We start from the raw sequence: 19,796 nt of genomic DNA on the forward strand, positions 1-19,796 counted from the left end.
AGATTTGCAAATGACCACGGACCTTCTGCAACGCGGCAAAAAAATCAAACTGGCGATTTTTGATGTCGACGGCGTACTGACCGACGGCCGCCTGTATTTCCTTGAAGACGGCAGCGAGTTCAAGACTTTCAACACGCTGGACGGCCAAGGCATTAAAATGCTGATCGCTTCAGGCGTGACAACGGCCATTATCAGCGGTCGCAAAACGCCGGTAGTCGAGCGCCGGGCAAAGAATCTGGGCATCGAACATCTTTACCAGGGCCGGGAAGACAAGCTGGTGGTTCTCGACGAACTACTCGGCCAACTCGGCCTGAATTACGAACAGGTCGCTTATCTGGGTGATGATCTGCCAGACTTGCCAGTCATTCGGCGTGTCGGCATGGGCATGGCGGTGGCCAATGCGGCCACTTTTGTCCGGCAGCACGCCCATGGCATCACCCAGGCACGCGGTGGCGAAGGCGCGGCTCGCGAGTTCTGTGAATTGATCATGAGCGCTCAAGGCAGCCTTGAAGCCGCTCACGCCGCCTACTTATAGATAGAAGCCATTTATGCTTAGCAAAAGAATTCGAACGTTTCTGACCCTCGGCGTGCTGGCATTTTTGCTGGCAGCCGCAGGCTACTGGAACATCAGCCCGGAAAGCTTCATGGAGCAACCGGCTGCAACAGTGGACGAGAGCGCCATCGATTTTTACGCAATCAATGCGCACAGCGTGCAGTATCTGCCGGATGGCAAATTGCAGTACGAAATGACTGCCGACAAGGTCGAGCATATCAAGGCCACTGACGTAACAATGCTGACCACGCCAGACCTGCAGATGTACCGTGGCACTCTCTATCCTTGGCACATCCAGAGCAAAACGGGTGAAGTGTCGCCAGGCGGCGAGCAGGTCGAGCTGATCGATTCGGTTCGCGTAGCACGAACCGACGACAAAAACCGTACGACCATTATCACCAGCAGTCGAATGACCGTATTCCCACAGAAGCAATATGCGCAGACCGAGCAAGCCGTTAGAATCGACGGCGCTGGCGGTGTGACGACGGCCAAGGGAATGAAAGCGTATTTGAACGACGGCAGGATGGACCTGCTATCTAAAGTAAGAGGACAGTATGAGGCTCGTTAAAACCCTTCCTTTTTTGCTCGGCCTGGGTGCAGCACTGGGAAGCGCGAGCGCCTGGTCCCTGCCGACTGATCGCGATCAGCCGATTCACATTCAGTCAGACGACGCACAACTCGATGACAAGAAAGGCGTTGCCACCTACAAGGGCAACGTAATCATCACCCAGGGTTCGATGAAGATCACAGGCAACACTGTGACCATCACACGTAATGCCCAGGGCGAAGTCGACGTCTTCACCTCGGTTGGCAACCTTGCCTACTACGAGCAAAAGCCGTCAGTGGACAAGCCAATCGTTCAAGCCTACGCGATCACTATCCAGTACTACGCTGCCCAGGATCGTATTGTGCTGATCGACAAGGCCAAGGTCATCAACGATGGCAACACCTCCGAAGGCGAGAAGATCGTTTACGACACGGTTAAGCAGATTGTGAGCGCAGGTCGCGCCAATGGCGGCAGCAAAGTGACCACGCCGCGACCGCGTATCGACATGGTTATCCAGCCGAAAAAGAAAACCGACCAGCAGAAGGCCCCGTAATGGCGACCCTGAAAGCCCAGCATTTGGCTAAAAGCTACAAGGGCCGTCAGGTCGTGCGTGATGTGAGCCTGTCTATCGACAGCGGCCAGATCGTAGGATTGCTGGGGCCTAACGGCGCTGGCAAGACCACATGCTTCTACATGATTGTCGGCTTGGTCCAGGCGGACCAAGGACGCGTGCTGATTGACGATCTGGATGTAAGCCACCAGCCCATGCACGGACGCGCCCGCGCAGGTATCGGCTACCTGCCACAGGAAGCCTCGATCTTTCGCAAGCTTTCGGTTGCAGACAACATCATGGCGATTCTCGAAACTCGCCAGGAGCTGGACCGCGAAGGACGCCGCAAGGAGCTGGAAAGCCTGCTACAGGAATTCCACATCACTCACATTCGCGACAACCTGGGTATGAGCTTGTCCGGTGGTGAGCGCCGCCGGGTAGAGATCGCCCGCGCACTTGCGACCGCGCCGAAGTTCATTCTGCTCGACGAACCTTTTGCTGGTGTAGACCCGATTTCCGTAGGCGATATCAAGCAGATCATCCACCATCTGAAAGCCAAGGGCATCGGCGTGCTGATCACCGATCACAACGTCCGTGAAACTCTGGACATCTGTGAAACCGCTTACATCGTCAATGACGGGCAGTTGATCGCCGAAGGCGATTCGGAAACCATTCTGGCAAATCAGCTGGTGAAAGAGGTTTACCTCGGCCACGAGTTCCGCCTGTAAATAAGCTGCGGTGCCCGCTGTTAAAGGCGGGCAGGCCTGAGTGTTTGTGCTGATACTTATTAAATGCCAGCACACCCTAGGCAAACACTTCGGTTTCAGGCATATAATTTGCTTATGTAGGCGCCCCGGCGCTCTGTAGTGGATGGCGCATGTGCGCCGGCGAATAAGGTGTTAAGCCCCAGCCATGAAACCATCGCTAGTCTTGAGAATGGGCCAGCAGCTGACGATGACGCCGCAGCTGCAACAGGCCATCCGCTTACTCCAACTGTCGACGCTGGACCTCCAACAGGAGATTCAGGAGGCGCTGGAGTCAAACCCTATGCTGGAACGCCAGGAAGAAGGCGACGACTTCGACAACGCCGATCCGCTGGCTGACAACATCGAGCAGAAGCCCAACCCTGATGTTCAGGAGCCGACCTATCAGGAATCCGCTCCAACAGTGGACAATCTTGAAGAAGGCGACTGGAACGAGCGCATCCCCAACGAACTGCCTGTCGATACCGCCTGGGAAGACGTCTATCAGACCAGCGCCAGCAGCCTGCCCAGCAACGATGACGATGAGTGGGACTTCACTACCCGCACCTCAGCCGGTGAAAGCCTGCAAAGCCATTTGCTCTGGCAACTGAATCTGGCACCGATGTCCGACACCGATCGCTTGATCGCCGTGACACTGATCGACTGCATCAACAATCAAGGATATCTGGACGAGACGCTGGAAGAGATTCTCGACGCCTTTGATCCCGAGCTTGATATCGAGCTTGATGAGATCGAAGCCGTGCTGCACCGCATCCAGCAGTTTGAACCAGCAGGCATCGGCGCTCGCAATCTAAGCGAATGTCTGCTGCTGCAACTGCGCCAGCTTCCTGCAAAAACCCGCTGGCTCAGCGAAGCACAGCGCCTTGTCAGTGATTTCATCGACCTCCTCGGCAGCCGCGATTACTCGCAACTGATGCGCCGCATGAAGCTCAAAGAGGATGAGCTGCGCCAGGTCATCGAACTGGTGCAAAGCCTCAACCCCCGGCCCGGTTCGCAAATCGAATCCACCGAAGCCGAATACGTGGTGCCGGATGTCATCGTCCGCAAAGACAATGAACGCTGGCTGGTTGAGCTCAATCAGGAATCAGTCCCGCGCCTGCGCGTGAACCCGCAGTACGCCGGTTTTGTCCGCCGCGCCGATACCAGCGCCGACAACACGTTCATGCGCAATCAGCTGCAAGAGGCACGCTGGTTCATCAAAAGCCTGCAGAGCCGCAATGAAACGCTGATGAAGGTCGCCACGCAAATCGTCGAACACCAGCGCGGCTTCCTTGAGTACGGCGATGAGGCTATGAAGCCACTGGTCCTGCATGACATCGCTGAAGCGGTAGGCATGCACGAGTCGACCATCTCCCGTGTAACCACACAGAAATTCATGCATACCCCCCGCGGTATTTACGAGTTGAAATATTTCTTCTCCAGCCACGTAAGCACCTCCGAGGGCGGTGAATGTTCGTCGACAGCGATTCGGGCGATCATCAAAAAACTGGTTGCGGCGGAAAATCAGAAAAAGCCGTTGAGTGACAGCAAGATCGCTGGTTTACTGGAGGCACAAGGCATTCAAGTAGCCCGTCGCACAGTAGCCAAATACCGCGAATCACTTGGCATAGCGCCGTCAAGCGAACGCAAGCGACTGATGTGACGAGAGGTACAGTAGTAGCCCAGCGAGCATTGCCCGTGACGGCTTTACGCAACCCGGTTGCTAGCCACAGCGTTCCAGTGGCAGGCAAAAGCCTGCCTCTTTATGCACTGGCAATAAGGAGAAAGCGGTATGCAAGTCAACATCAGTGGACATCAACTGGATGTGACCGACGCCCTACGCGACTACATCACCGAAAAACTCGGACGACTGGAGCGCCACTTCGACAAGATCACTAATGTGCAGGTCATCATGGAGGTCGAGAAGCTGAAACAGAAAATCGAAGCCACCCTGCACATCCCCGGCTCAAAGGTCGTCGCCAATGCGGAACATGATGACATGTACGCGGCAATCGACCTTTTGACCGACAAGCTGGATAGACAACTGCTCAAGCATAAGGAAAAGCAGCTCAGCCTCCTTCAGGGTGCGACGGCTCGCTGATAACCCCCCAAACATGATCCGATTAGAAAATATCCTGACCCCCGGCCGTTCACTCGTGAACGTGCCGGGCGGCAGCAAGAAAAAAGTCCTCGAACAAATTGCCAACCTGATCGGCAGAGAAGTGCCTGATCTGGACTCGCAAGTCGTGTTCGAGAGCCTTGTCGCCCGCGAGAAACTTGGCTCTACCGGCTTTGGCAATGGCATCGCCATTCCGCACTGTCGCCTGAAGGGCTGTGCTTCGCCCATCAGTGCACTGCTGCACCTGAACGCCCCTGTAGATTTCGACGCCATCGACGGCGCGCCCGTGGACTTGCTGTTTGTCCTGCTGGTTCCGGAAGCCGCTACCGATGCACACCTGGAGTTGCTGCGCCAGATCGCCAGCATGCTCGACCGTAAAGAAGTGCGTGAACGCCTGCGCAGCGCCGCGAGCAATGAAGCGCTCTATCAGGTGGTACTGAACGAGCAGAACGGGCACTAATCATGCGCATGATCATCGTTAGTGGTCGCTCAGGCTCCGGCAAAAGCACGGCGCTTGATGTGCTGGAAGACAACGGCTTTTACTGCGTTGATAACCTTCCGGCCGGGCTTCTCCCGGAGCTTGCCGAACGCGCATTGATCAATACCGAACTCGCCGAACCGCTGTTAGCCGTATCTATCGATGCGCGCAATCTACCCAGCCACCTGACACGCTTCCCGCAGATGCTTGAAGAAGTTCGTTCACGCAATATCCAGTGCGACGTGCTGTACCTGGACGCAGATGAATCAACCCTCTTCAAGCGCTTCTCTGAAACCCGCCGTCGCCACCCATTAAGTAACGCCAACCGCTCACTGGCAGAAGCCATTCGGGACGAGACCGCGTTGCTGGGGCCGATCATTGATCTTGCCGACCTGAAGATCAACACGACCCACCTGAACCTCTATCAACTGCGCGATACGCTGAAGCTTCGCTTGCTGAACAAGCCGGAGCCGGGTACGGCATTCCTGATCGAATCCTTCGGGTTCAAGCGCGGCATGCCGGTGGATGCCGATCTGGTGTTCGACGTCCGCTGCTTGCCCAACCCCTACTGGAAGCCTGAACTGCGAGAGCAGTCGGGCAAGGACCAGGCGGTTGTCGACTACCTGGCTGCGCAGCCTGATGTCGAAGAGATGTTTCAGGACATATTCACTTATCTCAACAAGTGGTTGCCGCGCTTCGCTGCCAGCAACCGCTCGTACGTCACTATAGCCATAGGCTGTACCGGCGGCCATCACCGCTCGGTGTACCTGACCGAGCGTCTGGGTCAGGTCCTGCAACAATCCCTCAAAAACGTTCAGGTTCGCCACCGCGACTTAAGCTGAAAGGACTTCCTCTGCGATGCCCGCTCTTCAAATAACCATTATCAACAAGCTGGGCCTGCACGCCCGCGCAGCCGCCAAATTCGTTGGGGTCGCCGGCAAGTTTCCCTGTCAGATCCGCGTGGGGCGCTCACCGGAAAGCATGGTCGACGGCAAAAGCATCATGGCGGTGATGATGCTTGCCGCGGGCAAAGGCACGGAGATTCACCTTTCGACCGAAGGCGATCAGGAGCAGGCAGCGCTGGATGGTCTGGTTGAATTGATTAACAACAAGTTTGATGAGGGGGAGTAATTGTAGAGCTCGGCGCTCAACTGTTTCCTCGGCCGAGAACCTTCAACTCGCGAAATTTTCGATCTTGACCTGTCCATCAGGAAAAGTAGCAACGATCTCCAACTCTCCACCCATTGCGCGGATGTAATTGCGCAATGTACTGATGTACATGTCCGTGCGACGCTCCATCTTTGAAATAGCTGCCTGATTTACGTGCAACGTCTTGGCCAAAGTCGCCTGGCTCAACGCTTTTGCTTGCCGTAATTCGTGAAGCGGCATTTGCTCCAGGTGCTCTTGATACAACCGATCAGCAGCAGCAAGGGAATCAGGCGACATACGCGCTTGCAGCTCGGAGAATTTTTTAGCCATCTGTAAGGCCCTCTGTACGCAATGTTTCCAGGTGCTCGCGGTATAGACGTTCAGCTAAAGGCACATATTCATCGTACCAGCGGTCCTGTCCTGTCTTGTCCCCGCCGATCAGTAATACTGCACAGCGCCTGGGATCGAAGGCGTAAAGGATTCGATAAGGCCGGCCGGCATGCTGCACACGAAGCTCTCTCAAGCTACCAATCCGCGCCCCATTGAGACCGCTGCAATGAGGGAACCGCAATGATGGGCCGGATTGCCCCAACAACCTGACGCTCGATTCGACGCTGGCCTGCTCGCCCTCAGTCAAACACTCCCACCAGCAACCAAACTCATCTGTGTATTCAATTTCCCAATTCATGGAAGAACTATGAATGGGCGGAAATATAACCTCAACGGAATATATCAGCGAACGACCATAGAAGCCTCTTCAATTTGTGTAGGAATTGGCCACGTGCACTGCTAACCCCAAAAAAATCCGGCCACTTTCAGAGGCCGGATTCCTTAACCGCTCACGTTACTAATCAGCTGAAACCTCATCCCTTCTTCACAAACTCCGACTTCAGCTTCATCGCACCAATGCCGTCGATCTTGCAATCGATGTCGTGATCGCCATCCACCAGACGAATGTTCTTCACCTTGGTGCCCACTTTGACCACCAGCGACGAGCCTTTGACTTTTAGGTCCTTGATGACGGTGACGGTATCGCCATCCTGGAGGGTATTGCCTACCGAGTCCTTGATGACTTTTACGTCGTCGGCCACTTCGGCACTGCCATTGGCGGACCACTCATGAGCGCATTCCGGGCAGATCAGTTGATCACCGTCTTCGTAGGTGTATTCGGAATTGCATTTTGGGCAGGCAGGTAAGCTCACGGACATTCTCGCGTAGAAGGGTAAAAACCATGGATTATAAGTGGTTTTTCACCTGCGAAGGAGGCGAATATCATTTCGCCGCCCCGCTCGTTCCTCAAGCCAGCGCGGTATCCATCACCATCATCAAACAGAATCCGGTAATCAAGCCAAGACTGGCGACCTTGTCGTGACCATTACGGCGCGATTCCGGGATGATTTCCTGAGTAACCACCAGCAACATGGCACCAGCAGCGAAGGCCAGACCTAACGGGAGCAACAACTCGGCAATTGCCACCAACCACGCGCACAGCAAGGCGAAAACCGGCTCAACCAGCCCCGAGGCCGCACCAATCAGAAATGCCTTGAAGCGCGACATCCCTGCCCCTGCCAGCACCAACGCAATGACCAACCCCTCGGGCACATCCTGAATCGCGATGCCCATGGCCAGGCTGTCGGCATCGGGCAAACCGCCGCCTGCAGACACACCAATGGCCATGCCTTCCGGAATGTTGTGAGCAATGATCGCGATCACGAACAACCAGATCCGCGGCGCAATGGCTGGAAGCTCATCACCGCTCAAAGGCGAACCCTTTGAGACCGTATGATCAACCACAAACAAACCCACTGCACCGAGGAAAATCCCAAGACTGACCAGACCACCCGCGCCCCACGGCGAGAACCCGAGGTTTTCAGCTGCGGCCAGCCCAGGCACGATCAAGGAGAACGCAGTCGCCGCCAGCATCACCCCGGCACCGAAGCCCAGTAAACCATCGGACACCGACGCGGGCATGCCTCTGATCACCAACACCGGAACAGCGCCCAGCGCAGTGCCCAAGGCGCATATTGCCCCGCCCTCCAGCGCCCGCATCAGGCGTGGTTCCAGATTCAGCCACTCAAGCGCATGTGCTACCAGAAGCGCCATACCTGCCAACAGCAGAACCGAACCCAATGCCAGGCGAAACAACCGCCCACTGCTGATGGTGAGTATTTCCGTGCGCATAAACTGCCTAGGATCTAATTATTGGAATTCAGGCCAAAGCAGCCTGATAACGCCGAGCGACTTCCGCCCAGTTGACGACGTTGTAGAACGCATTGATGTATTCCGGGCGACGGTTCTGGTAACGCAGGTAATACGCGTGTTCCCAGACGTCCAGGCCCAGAATTGGCGTGTTGCCAGTCATGAGTGGGCTGTCCTGGTTACCGCTGCTCTCAACTACCAGCTTTTTCTCCGGAGTCACGCTCAGCCAGGCCCAGCCACTGCCGAAACGGGTCAGCGCGGCCTTGGTGAAAGCATCCTTGAACTGCTCGAAGCCACCCAATTGCTCGTCAATGGCTTTCGCCAGTGCGCCATCGGGCAAGCCGCCACCGGTTGGCGTCATGACATCCCAGAACAACGAATGGTTGGCATGACCTCCGCCCTGGTTGATGACCGCAGGGCGCAGTTTCTCCGGAAGTTGAGCGACAGCTGATACCAGCTTCTCGATTGGCCACTCAGCCCACTCAGTACCTTCAACCGCCGCGTTCAGGTTGTTGATGTAAGTCTGGTGGTGCTTGCTGTAGTGAATCTCCATGGTCTGCGCATCGATATGCGGTTCCAGGGCGTCGTAAGCGTATGGCAAGGCAGGCAAAGTAAACGGCATATCAATGTACTCCGTAGAAAAGGCCGGAAGTGGCTGCGGCATTGCGTTGTAATGACGAGCGCGAATGCTCGCCGCCACTGTTCAACAGGCGATGGGTGCGCGGGTATTCACCGTGTTCACTGATAAAATTCAGAAGCTCGGCGTAGGTTTTGCTGCTGTGGCGCAACGCTGCCTGACGCAGTGCTGGCGGCAGACGTTGCTCTTGCATGACCCGCAACAGGTGCTGATGGATCGCGCACAGGTACTCCGCGCTCTCCTCCGGCTGGCCCAGACTCAAATGCAGGTCGGCAAGGTTGTGATGGGAAATGACGCAGGCTGCCACCGCTTCATCAGGGTTTGGCCAGCGCTCGAACAACACCTGAGCCAGCGCCAACGCCTGCAAATACAACTCGCGGGCGTCAACCAGCTCACCGAGATTGAAACAGCGATTGGCGTGTTCGATTGTGCGTTTCCAATGCTCCATGGCGCGACTCCTCAAGCGATGGCCGACAGGTCAGATCCCGCCAGCAGTGAGTTTTTCCGGATCCAGCAATGCTTCCAGTTGGCTGCGTTGCAGGTCGGTGTGTTCAAGGGCGACATCAATAATCGGACGCCCTTGTTTGTAGGCCGTCTTGGCAATTTCGGCGGCCTTCTGGTAACCAATGATCGGATTCAACGCGGTCACCAGAATCGGGTTGCGCGACAAGGCTTCCTTGAGCTTCGCTTCATTGACCTTGAAGGTCGCGATGGCCTTGTTGGCCAGCAATCGGCTGGAGTTGGCCAGCAACTCGATGCTGCTCAACAGGTTTTGCGCAATGATTGGCAGCATCACGTTCAACTCAAAGTTGCCCGACTGCCCGGCGACCGTGATCGCCGCGTCATTGCCAATGACCTGCGCTGCAACCATGGCGGTGGCTTCCGGGATCACCGGATTGACCTTGCCCGGCATGATCGACGAGCCCGGCTGCAGCGCTTCCAGTTCGATTTCACCCAGGCCAGCGAGTGGACCGGAGTTCATCCAGCGCAGATCATTGGCGATTTTCATCAGCGAAACGGCAGTGCCTTTGAGCTGCCCGGAGACGGCAACCGCGGTGTCCTGCGAGCCGATCAACGCGAACAAATCCTTGCCTGGTACAAAAGCCACGTTACTCAAACGGCTCAAGTGGCTGCTGAAACGCTTGGCAAACTCAGGATGCGCATTGATCCCGGTGCCAACGGCGGTACCGCCTTGGGCCAGCGCTTGAAGACTTGGCAGCAATGCCTGCAGATGTTCGATATTGGCGCGGATCTGCTGAGCCCAGCCATTGAGCACCTGACTCATGCGCACCGGCATAGCGTCCATCAGGTGCGTACGACCGGTCTTGATGAAGGGATGCACTTCACCTGCCTTGCGCTCGATCACTTCAACCAGATGAGTCAACGCCGGCAACAATTGCTCATGCAGTGCCAGCGCGGCGCTGACATGAATGGTGGTCGGGATGATGTCATTACTGCTCTGTCCGCAGTTCACGTGATCATTGGCATTGACCTTGTCGCCCAGTACGCGGCTGGCGATGGTTGCAATGACCTCGTTGGCATTCATGTTGGTGCTGGTGCCCGAACCGGTCTGGAACACATCCACCGGGAAGTGCGCCATGTAATCACCGCTCAGCAATTGCTGACAGGCACTGACGATCGCTTCACTCTGTGCAGCGCTGATCTGCTCCAGCTCAAGGTTGGCGTGCGCAGCTGCGGCCTTGGCGAGCAAAAGCGCGCGAATGAACTGTGCGGGCATGCGCAGGTTACTGATGGGGAAGTTGTTCACCGCACGCTGGGTCTGAGCGCCATACAGGGCCTCGGCCGGGACCTGCAATTCGCCCATGCTGTCGCGTTCGATACGGGTATTACTCATCGGAATTTCCTTGCACCAGTTCAGTAAGAGAGATCGAGGGCTGCAGCAGGCATGTCGCCAACTGCCAGGTACAGGCCTGCCAGCGTTGTTGGTCGGCCGGGGAGTTAATCAAGGCTTTGAGATCACGTAAGGGACGCCACGCCTGATCGACGCACAGGCAGCGCCAGTGCCAGGGCAACATAGTGTCGCGCGCGGTATCGATGAGCAGACGAAAGGAAGTTTCAGCGATCATGCGCTGAGGGGTGGCGGTGAAACGCGCCAGATAACGGCCTTCGGCCAGATAGCGATCAATCAGTCGTGGTTCGTCAGGCTCAAGGGCGCAACGAATTCTGAAACTCATCCCGCGCCAGTTTTCGAGGTGCGCAGGGAGTGCGTGCAAAACAGGACCCATGACCACGGCTCATTCAGATAATGATATTCATTATTAAATGATATTGAGAATCAAAACAACCGTAGAGGGTGAAAGGTTTTAGATAACGAGATGTGAAATAACTTGTGGGAGCGGTGCTTGCCCGCGATAGGCTGGATGCGGTTCACTCGAGATCGCATCCAGCCTTATCGCGGGCAAGCACCGCTCCCACAGGGTGTTAGCCATAGCATTGAAGATAGTTGGAATCAGCTACCGGCCACGGTCATCCGTTCGATCAACACCGAACCCGTGCGGATGTTGCTACGCAGCTCAAGATCGCTACCAACCGCGACGATCTGCTTGAACATGTCACGCATGTTCCCGGCAATGGTCACTTCCTGCACCGCGAACTGAATTTCGCCGTTCTCAACCCAGTAACCAGCAGCGCCACGCGAATAATCGCCTGTTACCATGTTCAAGCCGCTGCCCATCAACTCGGTGACCAACAGCCCGCGCCCCATGCGGCGGATCAGCGCTGCCTGGTCTTCAGTCCCGTGGGTGACGAACAGGTTATGCACGCCCCCCGCGTTGGCGGTGCTTGGCAAGCCCAGTTTGCGGCCCGAGTAAGTACTGAGAATGTACGAGACCAATTCGCCGTTTTCGACGAATGGCTTGGCGTAAGTCGCCAGACCATCGCCATCGAACGCAGAACTGCCCATGGCACGCATTAAATGCGGGCGCTCGTCGATGGTCAGCCACTCAGGGAAGAGGCGCTGGCCGATGGAGCCTTCAAGGAATGATGACTTGCGATACAGATTGCCGCCGGAAATCGCTCCCAGGAAACTGCCGAACAGTCCACCCGCCAGCTCGGCGGAAAACAACACCGGCACTTCACACGTAGGGACCGGGCGCGCACCAAGACGGCTGGCTGCACGTTCGGCAGCTTTACGACCGATGCTCTGCGGATCGGCCAGCAACTCACCCTGGCGACTGACGTCATACCAGTAATCACGCTGCATCTGGCCGTCGCCTTCTGCAATCATCACGCAACTCAAACTGTGGCGAGTAGAGGCATAGCCGCCGATGAAACCGTGGCTGTTGCCATATACCCGGCAGCCTTGGTGGGTATTAAGCGTCGTCCCATCGGCATTCTTGATCCGGCTATCGGCGTCAAAAGCTGCGGCTTCGCAGATCAACGCTTTCTCGATGGCCTGCTCGGGGGTGATATCCCAAGCGTGGAACAGGTCAAAATCCTGCTGCTCCCTGGCCATCAGCGCCGCATCAGCCAGGCCTGAGGCCTCATCTTCAGAAGTATGCTTAGCGATGGCGAGCGCGGCAGCGACGGTCTCACGAATCGCGTCAGCGCCGCTGGCCGAGGTACTGGCCGAGCCTTTGCGCTGGCCGACATACAAGGTAATGCCGAAACCCTGGTCACGATTGAATTCGACGGTTTCCACCTCACGCTGCCGTACCGAAGTGGACAAACCCTGCTCCAGAGACACTGCAACTTCACAGGCACTGGCTCCCTGGCGCCTGGCCTCGGCGATGATTTGCTCGACTTGTTCCTGCAGTGCGGGCAAGGCCTGTGGGCCGACGCTTTGTGATGCACTCATGACTTTCTCCATCAAATTCTGCTTTCGGCACGAGCCGAATACCGAGCGGGCCGGACAAGAGGCCCCTGACTGGTTATCATGGCGGCGTTTATTTGCGGACTGCCCCCATGGTTGATTCTTACGACGACTCCCTCGACGGGGAGAAAAGCAAAACCCAGGTCAAACGCGAGCTGCATGCTCTGGTTGAACTTGGCGAGCGTCTTGTGTCGCTCAAACCTGATTTGCTGAACAAACTGCCTTTGACCGATCCGCTGCGCAGAGCCCTGGCCGATGCGCCCAAGCACACGGCTCATATCGCGCGCAAACGGCATATTCAGTTCATCGGCAAGCTGATGCGCGATCAGGATCTGGACGCCATTCTGGTGCTTCTCGATCAACTCGATGCCTCCACTCGCCAATACAACGAACGTTTTCACGGTCTGGAACGCTGGCGTGATCGCTTGATCGCGGGTGACGATGGCGTTCTCGAAACGTTTGTCACTGAGTATCCGGATGCGGATCGTCAGCAACTGCGTTCGCTGATCCGTCAGGCCCAACACGAATTGGCCCATAACAAGGCGCCTGCTTCGAGCCGGAAAATCTTCAAATACATCCGTGAGCTCGACGAGAAACAACGCGGTTTGCGTTGATTCGCGTCTGGTCCCGCAGGAGCGGCTGAAGCCGCTCCTGCGAGGATCATGTATCAACCGCCTGTGCCGCCTACCGTGATCGCATCGATCTTCAGGGTCGGCTGACCCACGCCCACCGGAACCGACTGCCCATCCTTGCCGCAAGTACCGACGCCGCTGTCTAGCGACAGATCGTTACCGACCATCGACACCTTGCTCATGGCTTCCGGCCCGTTACCAATCAACGTGGCACCTTTGACCGGCGCAGTGATTTTGCCGTCTTCGATCAAATACGCTTCGCTGGTGGAGAACACGAACTTGCCGCTGGTGATGTCTACCTGACCGCCACCCAGATTGGCGCAGTAGATGCCGCGCTTCACCGAGGCGATGATTTCCTGTGGATCGCTTTGACCACCCAGCATATAAGTGTTGGTCATGCGCGGCATCGGCAGGTGTGCATAGGACTCACGACGACCATTACCGGTACGCGCAACGCCCATCAGACGCGCGTTGAGCTTGTCCTGCATGTAGCCTTTGAGCACACCGTTCTCGATCAGGGTGGTGCACTCGGTCGGCGTCCCTTCGTCATCGACGCTCAGCGAGCCCCGACGACCGGCAAGCGTACCGTCATCGACGATGGTGCAGAGCTTGGAGGCGACCATTTCACCCATGCGACCGCTGTAGGCTGAACTGCCTTTGCGGTTGAAGTCGCCTTCCAGGCCATGGCCCACTGCTTCGTGCAGCAAGACGCCAGACCAGCCGGAACCGAGTACCACAGGCAGCGTACCCGCCGGAGCAGGAATCGCTTCGAGATTGACCAGTGCCTGACGCAGTGCTTCACGGGCATAACCCATGGCGCGGTCGTCGTTGAGGAAATAGCGGTAATCAGTACGTCCGCCGCCACCGTGGCCGCCCCGCTCGCGACGACCGTTCTGTTCGACGATGACGCTGACATTGAAGCGCACCAGCGGGCGCACATCGGCCGCCAGGCTGCCATCGGTGGAAGCCACCAGAATCCGCTCCCAAACGCCCGCCATGCTCACCGTGACCTGCTGAATGCGCGGGTCCAAAGCCCGGGTGGCAACGTCAACGCGCTTGAGCAGGTCGACCTTCTCTGCACGGGTCATGACTTCCAGCGGATTATCCGGCGCATACAACTGGGCAACGTCCTGTGCAGTGAAAGCCTGCACAGTGCCGTTTTGACCGGCGCGGGAAATCGAGCGTGCAGCACGAGCCGCCGTGGTCAGCGCTTCATGGGTAATCGCGTTGCTATAGGCAAAGCCGGTTTTCTCGCCGGATTGGGCACGCACGCCAACGCCCTGATCGAGGTTGAAGCTACCCTCTTTGACGATGCCGTCTTCCAACGACCAGGATTCAGAAATCTGCCCCTGGAAATACAGGTCAGCGGCATCAATGCCCGGACCAGCCAGCTCGCCCAACACCGATTGCAGGCTGTCGAGGTTCAAGCCGCCGGGTGCCAGAAGGTGTTCGCTGACAGAGGACAAGTCGCTCATATTCACTCCGAGGTCTGCACAGGCCGCACTGCGTCCTGCGTAAAAAATCGCCGGTGACTGGACACCGGCATCCGCGCCCTGATGGACGCCTGTTCTTCATTGTCCCGCTCGGCCAGCAGTACCGCTTCGCCCTGCGCCTGTTCGGCCAGAACCCGACCCCAAGGGTCGACGATCGCTGCATGCCCGTATGTTTCCCGTGGTCCCGGATGGACCCCGCCCTGAGCGGCCGCCAGCAAGTAGCACTGGGTTTCGATGGCTCGCGCCCGAATCAGAACGTCCCAATGCGCTGCCCCCGTGACAGCGGTGAAGGCCGACGGGGCAGTAATCAATTCAGCACCTGCCTTTCGCAGGGCGGTATACAGCTCAGGGAAGCGCAAGTCATAACACACGCTCAGACCCAGGCGACCTACTGGTGTGTCGGCAACCACCACATTGCTGCCATGAGCATAGTCATCAGATTCCCGATAGCGTCCGCGGCTATCGGCGACGTCAACATTAAACAAATGCAGCTTGTCGTAACGGGCTACTTGCTCGCCCTGCTCATCAACCAACAATGAACATGCGGTGATTTTGCCGTCGGGCTTATCAGTCGGGGGTAACGGTATGGTGCCAGCAACTATCCATAACTTGAGGTCGCGAGCGGCGAGTTTCAACCATGGCAGGATCGGCCCTTGCCCTAAAGCCTCGGCCCGGCCGATATCCGCAGCATCGCGACGGCCCATGGCAGCGAAGTTTTCCGGCAATACGGCCAGGCGAGCGCCTGAAGCTGCGGCCTGCTCCAGTAAACGCCGTGCCTGCGCCAGATTACCCTGCAGGTCGCTCTGGCTGACCATCTGGATCACGGCAAAAGACATGTCAGCTTCTCCTCAAACAACACGCGACCCTATGAATCCGGAGACTTTTTTCTGTAGGAGCTGACGAGCACCGCGAGGCTGCGATAGCGGTGTATCAGATGGATCGCTATCGCGGCCTCGCGGTGCTCGTCAGCTCCTACAAAGTCTCCCGCCGTCTGGATGGCAGCTCTCGTAATGGCTCCCACTGTACTCCATGGCGAACTATTGAGGTTTTTCAAAAGGCTTGTCGAAAGTGATCTTCGGTTCTTTCCACGGCCCTTCGACCTTGTATTGAACACTGGCGAAGCGCGCGACCCGATCACCCAGCAATTTGTCGACCAGGAACAACGCCCCGCCAATCGCCGGCGCACCGACAATCAATGCAGCAATTGGCAGGTTGTTGGTGACCGGCAACGTTACCAACAGCTTGGCATCTACCCGATCCTTGACCATGTCCAGCGTGCCGTTCAGCTCCAGATTGCTGGAAGGGCCGGTCAGGGTAATCGGCGTCCGTGTGACATAGACACCGTCGCTGGCGACCAACAGCCCTTTAACCCTATCGTAGCTCAAGCCTTTGCCCAGCAAGTCGGAGAAGTCCAGGCGCAACCGGCGACCGATGGAATTGAAATTGAGCAGGCCAAAAACCCGCAGCGCCTGTGCGCCGCCTTCGACTTCGACAAACTGGCCTCTCTCAAGCTTGGCATCAAGGCTGCCAGAGAAACGCTTGAGCGACACCCAGGCCGGTGAACCCGGCCAGCGGCCGTCTACTTTCAGCTCGAACGTTTCGCTGGTGACTGTTGGGGCAAACCCCCAGGCTTTGAGTACGTCACCCAACTGCTTACCTTCGATATTGCCGCGGTACCAACTGCTGGTTGAGCCCGGTGTGCCTTCCCAGCCCCCCTCACCTTTTAGCTGCATGCCTTTGAGGCCAAGGTCCAAATCAGACAAGCGAAGACCTGTAGCCGTCGGACGAACCTTGAGCGACCAGGCCCCCAGTAATTGCTCACCCTGAAAGAGTTGTGTGACGCTGACATCCAGTGCCGGAATCTTGCCCGGATTGATATCAGCCAGCGGATCCGGAGCATTTTCCACAACCGCTGCCGCCGGATCAGGTGCCGGTAAGCGGACATAAAGCATATTGATGCCGATGGGCGCGTTCTTGGCATCTGGCAGCGTCGCGGTCCCTTTGGCAAGCTGGCTGTCCAGAGACAGCGCCCAGTTATCAGCATTGCGCTTGAGCTGAACGCTGGCCTTGTCCAGCGTTGTGCCCATGGCCGTCAACTTGCCTATCTGCAGGTCGACGTTGTTGACCACTTGCTTGGCGCTGCCACCAGGATCACCACCCGCATAGCGTTCAAGCGTTGCCTGCCAGGGCGATACATCAAGCTCGGTCAGCGAACCGCGAACGCGCAGACCTTTGGCATCCGGCACAATCGCGCCGCCGTCACCCAGAAACAGCTCACCCCGCCCGTCCGCCAGCTTGCCCGGTGCAGCGGCGTACGCCAGATTGGCCAGCTTGCCGTAGGCGAAACCAAAACGCTGCTCTGCCCCCTGCAGCGTCATGCGGAATTCGCTGTCCAGACCGGCATCAGCCGTTTTACCGAACGGCGCAGGCAGATCCACCGCTACGCCCTTGAGGCTGGAGTTGATCCGCAACAAACTATCGGCGCCCCCCAACGTCAGCTGCAATTGGTAGGGGATATCGCCAGAAACAGGCAACGGCTGTGTAATACCGAGCCATTCAGTCAGCCTTTTTACTGTGATCTGACCATTGGCGACCACACGGGTCAGGTTCGCACCGGGTTTACCTTCGGCAGCAATTTCTGCGGTCACCGGGCGATCAAACGCCTGCGCACGCACGCCTTTGCCACTTAACCCTTTGGCGTTGTCGAAACGGAACTCGCCTTTCAACTGGGTCAGGTCCAGCGCCGGATCAGCAAGCTTCAAGCGCGCCCCTTCGGTGCTGAAGTCTACGGCGATCTTCGGCTCCTGCCCTTTGATCAGCGGTATGTCCAGTTTCAGCTTGCCGTTCAGTGGCCCCTCGCCCTGCCAACCCGCAAAGGTACTGGCAGTACCGATAGGCGCTTCCTGCAAAATCTTCACACCGTCGGCCAGTTGTCCGGAAAAGTTGCCGTCCACCAGCAAATGGCTGGGCTGTCCGGCTGGCGCATGGGGAATATTGACCAGGACTTTGCTGACATCAGTATTGAGCAGCCGACCTTTGCTGGCTTTGACACGGACACCGCTGTTTTCGACGTAGACCTTGCCATCAACACCGGTCAGTTGCGGCCAGCCTGGCTCGAAATCCAGCGTCGCATCACGCACTTTGAAGAACAGGCTGATAACCCGTGCCGTGTCCGCTGCGTTCTTGCTCAGCGAACCTTGATACTGGAAGAACCCCTGATCGACCTTGCCGCCAATGATTGCCGTACGCAGCCATTTGTCCAGATCCGGACTGAGGACAGCCGGCAGATACTTGCTGGTGTAACTGCCGTCGCCGTCGACCATGCCAACCCGCAGGTCCATATAATCCTCATCGGCTCGCTCATGAGCTAGATGCAGGCGAATCAGGAAGTCGGCAGCGATCTTGCCCTCATCACCCAGCACTTTGATGTACGGCGCGATCAGGGTGAATGTTTCGTCATCCAGTCGCCAGGTCAGGCGTGCATTGGCTTTCGGGTAGGTCCACTCATTCTTGAAGATCGGATACAGGTGCAACATGAAATTGTCGCTGTCGAGGCGCAGCTCTCCCTGGCCCAGATCGCCGCTGATTGCCCCGCTGACATTACCTGCCGCCGGAGCACCGTGATAAGCGTGAAATCCGATATTTTCCAGATTGGCGGCAAAGCTCAAGCGCTTGTCACCCACCGCTTGCGGTCGGTAATCAACCAGTGCGTTACGCAGGGCACCTGTCACTTGAAGGTTATCGATAACCTCCATAAGCGTGTCCGGCAACGGAGCAAGGGATTTCAACAGCGGCGTTATGGGAGTCAGATCAAGCCGATCAGCCTGAACATGCCAGATTTCTTCCTGATCGCTGGTGGCCATTTTTTGCTCAAGCTGAACGCGGCTTTCCCAGCGCTTGCCGTTCAGGTCCATGGCCAGCGAGCTCAGGTTTACTTCAAAGCCGGTATCGTTCCGCTTGAGCCAGGCGTTTAGCGCCAGATTGTCGATCTTCGACGATTTACGTTCTGCATAAGCCGCTTTCAGTGAAGGGGCATTGAGGCGTGCGACGGCACTCTGTACGGTGCCTTTACCCCAGCTTAGCCAGAATTCGCCACCCGCCTTGAGGGTCGACACTTTCCATTGTTTCGTCAGGGTTTTGGGCAGCCACTTCGCCCAGTCGCTTTGCGGCAGACTCAGGTAGATATCGGCCTCACCCTCTTTCCAGGCTCTGGCCTGAATCCGCGAGCGAACATTAAGAGCCAGCGGCTGACCATCCGGGAGCGTCAACCGTGCATCAAGGCGTTGATGAGCGCTGCCCGTGGCCAGACTGATATTCACGTAAGTCAGGGTCAGCGGTGCTTGTTCAAAAGGTTGCAGAGTGACCTGACTGTTGAGCAGCGAGAGGCGCGATACCACCTGCATCTGATTCAGAATCTGCTCAGGGTCCAGCGGCTTGTCATTCTGAACCGGCAGCCCTTGCAGCGCCCAATGACCGTCCTGATCTTCCTTGAGGATCACTTGCAGGCCGTTGACCTCCACATGGGACAAACGCACATCCCACGCCAGCAGGCTGGCCCAGATGTCGGGCTCTGCACGCACTTCATCGAGGCGTACAGCGCTTGCGCCTTCGCCGACCATCACATCGTTGGCAACGAAAACCGGTGAAAAACCCCGCCAGCTGCCTTCCAGGCTGCCGATCGCCAGCGGCATGCCGATCGCTGCCTGAGCCTTGCTCTGGACTTCAACGCGATACCCGGAAACCAAAGGCGTCAGCTCACGGCCCACGCTGACATACAACGCTGCCAGGACCAGAACCAGCGCACAGAGACTCAGCCCCCAGCGAGTCAGGAGTGAGAAGAAACGTGTCAGATGGCTCATGTCAG

Annotated in this window: 22 protein-coding genes; 10 read left to right on the forward strand and 12 right to left on the reverse strand. The window is 57.2% G+C overall.

Annotated features, from left to right (window positions below):
* The first annotated feature begins 10 nt into the window (after positions 1–10).
* From ABRP31_RS22910 to ABRP31_RS22950, 9 genes are all read left to right on the forward strand, one after another.
* Positions 11–535 carry an HAD family hydrolase gene (locus ABRP31_RS22910; protein ID WP_349969627.1) on the forward strand — a complete coding sequence of 175 codons (525 nt, stop codon included), beginning with the start codon at positions 11–13 and terminating at the stop codon, positions 533–535.
* Positions 536–548: 13 nt separating this feature from the next.
* Positions 549–1,121, forward strand: a complete 573-nt coding sequence (gene lptC / locus ABRP31_RS22915; RefSeq protein WP_349969626.1) for an LPS export ABC transporter periplasmic protein LptC — start codon at positions 549–551, stop codon at positions 1,119–1,121.
* Entirely contained in the window at positions 1,108–1,653 is a 546-nt protein-coding gene (lptA, locus tag ABRP31_RS22920) for a lipopolysaccharide transport periplasmic protein LptA (protein WP_349969625.1), read from the forward strand. Before lptC ends, lptA begins: the two co-directional genes overlap by 14 nt.
* A complete protein-coding gene (lptB, locus tag ABRP31_RS22925) occupies positions 1,653–2,378 on the forward strand; it encodes an LPS export ABC transporter ATP-binding protein (protein ID WP_349969624.1) in 726 nt (241 codons plus the stop codon). The genes lptA and lptB overlap by 1 nt, the downstream gene beginning before the upstream one ends.
* Positions 2,379–2,562: 184 nt before the next feature.
* Complete coding sequence (locus tag ABRP31_RS22930) at positions 2,563–4,056, forward strand: RNA polymerase factor sigma-54 (RefSeq protein WP_087264890.1); 1,494 nt, start codon at positions 2,563–2,565, stop codon at positions 4,054–4,056.
* A gap of 129 nt (positions 4,057–4,185) precedes the next feature.
* The gene (gene hpf, locus ABRP31_RS22935) at positions 4,186–4,494 is read left to right on the forward strand and encodes a ribosome hibernation-promoting factor, HPF/YfiA family (RefSeq protein WP_027897842.1); all 309 of its coding nucleotides are present in this window, start codon (positions 4,186–4,188) and stop codon (positions 4,492–4,494) included.
* A 13-nt stretch (positions 4,495–4,507) separates the two neighbouring features.
* Positions 4,508–4,972: a PTS IIA-like nitrogen regulatory protein PtsN gene (gene ptsN / locus ABRP31_RS22940; RefSeq protein WP_087264892.1), complete on the forward strand. Its 465-nt coding sequence runs from the start codon at positions 4,508–4,510 to the stop codon at positions 4,970–4,972.
* Between the two features lie 2 nt (positions 4,973–4,974).
* Complete coding sequence (gene rapZ, locus ABRP31_RS22945; protein WP_087264893.1) at positions 4,975–5,832, forward strand: RNase adapter RapZ; 858 nt, start codon at positions 4,975–4,977, stop codon at positions 5,830–5,832.
* A 16-nt stretch (positions 5,833–5,848) separates the two neighbouring features.
* On the forward strand, positions 5,849–6,121 hold the full coding sequence (locus ABRP31_RS22950) for an HPr family phosphocarrier protein (RefSeq protein ID WP_087264894.1): 273 nt from the start codon (positions 5,849–5,851) through the stop codon (positions 6,119–6,121).
* A gap of 42 nt (positions 6,122–6,163) precedes the next feature.
* Here the strand turns inward: ABRP31_RS22950 and ABRP31_RS22955 are convergent, their stop codons facing one another.
* The 9 genes from ABRP31_RS22955 to pmbA all read right to left on the reverse strand — a co-directional run bounded on the left by ABRP31_RS22955 (position 6,164) and on the right by pmbA (position 12,792).
* Positions 6,164–6,469 carry an XRE family transcriptional regulator gene (locus tag ABRP31_RS22955; protein ID WP_087264895.1) on the reverse strand — a complete coding sequence of 102 codons (306 nt, stop codon included), beginning with the start codon at positions 6,467–6,469 and terminating at the stop codon, positions 6,164–6,166.
* Positions 6,462–6,827 carry a type II toxin-antitoxin system RelE/ParE family toxin gene (locus tag ABRP31_RS22960; RefSeq protein ID WP_349969622.1) on the reverse strand — a complete coding sequence of 122 codons (366 nt, stop codon included), beginning with the start codon at positions 6,825–6,827 and terminating at the stop codon, positions 6,462–6,464. The genes ABRP31_RS22955 and ABRP31_RS22960 overlap by 8 nt, the downstream gene beginning before the upstream one ends.
* 175 nt (positions 6,828–7,002) lie before the next feature.
* Positions 7,003–7,347: a zinc ribbon domain-containing protein YjdM gene (locus ABRP31_RS22965; RefSeq protein WP_349969621.1), complete on the reverse strand. Its 345-nt coding sequence runs from the start codon at positions 7,345–7,347 to the stop codon at positions 7,003–7,005.
* 88 nt (positions 7,348–7,435) lie between these two features.
* Complete coding sequence (locus ABRP31_RS22970) at positions 7,436–8,320, reverse strand: ZIP family metal transporter (RefSeq protein ID WP_087264898.1); 885 nt, start codon at positions 8,318–8,320, stop codon at positions 7,436–7,438.
* A 28-nt stretch (positions 8,321–8,348) separates the two neighbouring features.
* Positions 8,349–8,960 (reverse strand): superoxide dismutase, encoded by a 612-nt coding sequence (locus tag ABRP31_RS22975; protein ID WP_087264899.1) that lies wholly within the window; start codon positions 8,958–8,960, stop codon positions 8,349–8,351.
* Position 8,961: 1 nt separating this feature from the next.
* Positions 8,962–9,423 (reverse strand): hypothetical protein, encoded by a 462-nt coding sequence (locus ABRP31_RS22980; RefSeq protein WP_349969620.1) that lies wholly within the window; start codon positions 9,421–9,423, stop codon positions 8,962–8,964.
* A gap of 30 nt (positions 9,424–9,453) precedes the next feature.
* A complete protein-coding gene (locus ABRP31_RS22985) occupies positions 9,454–10,830 on the reverse strand; it encodes a class II fumarate hydratase (RefSeq protein ID WP_349969619.1) in 1,377 nt (458 codons plus the stop codon).
* Complete coding sequence (locus tag ABRP31_RS22990; RefSeq protein WP_349969618.1) at positions 10,823–11,221, reverse strand: FagA protein; 399 nt, start codon at positions 11,219–11,221, stop codon at positions 10,823–10,825. Before ABRP31_RS22990 ends, ABRP31_RS22985 begins: the two co-directional genes overlap by 8 nt.
* A gap of 224 nt (positions 11,222–11,445) precedes the next feature.
* On the reverse strand, positions 11,446–12,792 hold the full coding sequence (pmbA, locus tag ABRP31_RS22995) for a metalloprotease PmbA (protein ID WP_095096467.1): 1,347 nt from the start codon (positions 12,790–12,792) through the stop codon (positions 11,446–11,448).
* Positions 12,793–12,899: 107 nt separating this feature from the next.
* Between pmbA and yjgA the strand changes: the two genes are divergently transcribed.
* A complete protein-coding gene (gene yjgA, locus ABRP31_RS23000; RefSeq protein ID WP_087264904.1) occupies positions 12,900–13,421 on the forward strand; it encodes a ribosome biogenesis factor YjgA in 522 nt (173 codons plus the stop codon).
* A gap of 53 nt (positions 13,422–13,474) precedes the next feature.
* Here yjgA and tldD read toward each other — a convergent pair whose 3' ends face one another.
* The 3 genes from tldD to ABRP31_RS23015 form a co-directional block, all read right to left on the reverse strand.
* Entirely contained in the window at positions 13,475–14,914 is a 1,440-nt protein-coding gene (tldD, locus tag ABRP31_RS23005) for a metalloprotease TldD (RefSeq protein WP_349969617.1), read from the reverse strand.
* A gap of 2 nt (positions 14,915–14,916) precedes the next feature.
* Positions 14,917–15,768 (reverse strand): carbon-nitrogen hydrolase family protein, encoded by an 852-nt coding sequence (locus ABRP31_RS23010; protein ID WP_349969616.1) that lies wholly within the window; start codon positions 15,766–15,768, stop codon positions 14,917–14,919.
* A 201-nt stretch (positions 15,769–15,969) separates the two neighbouring features.
* Positions 15,970–19,791, reverse strand: a complete 3,822-nt coding sequence (locus ABRP31_RS23015; RefSeq protein ID WP_349969615.1) for a YhdP family protein — start codon at positions 19,789–19,791, stop codon at positions 15,970–15,972.
* Between the last annotated feature and the right edge of the window lie 5 nt (positions 19,792–19,796).

Source organism: Pseudomonas caspiana, from assembly GCF_040224095.2.
Classification (GTDB): Bacteria; Pseudomonadota; Gammaproteobacteria; order Pseudomonadales; family Pseudomonadaceae; genus Aquipseudomonas; species Aquipseudomonas caspiana.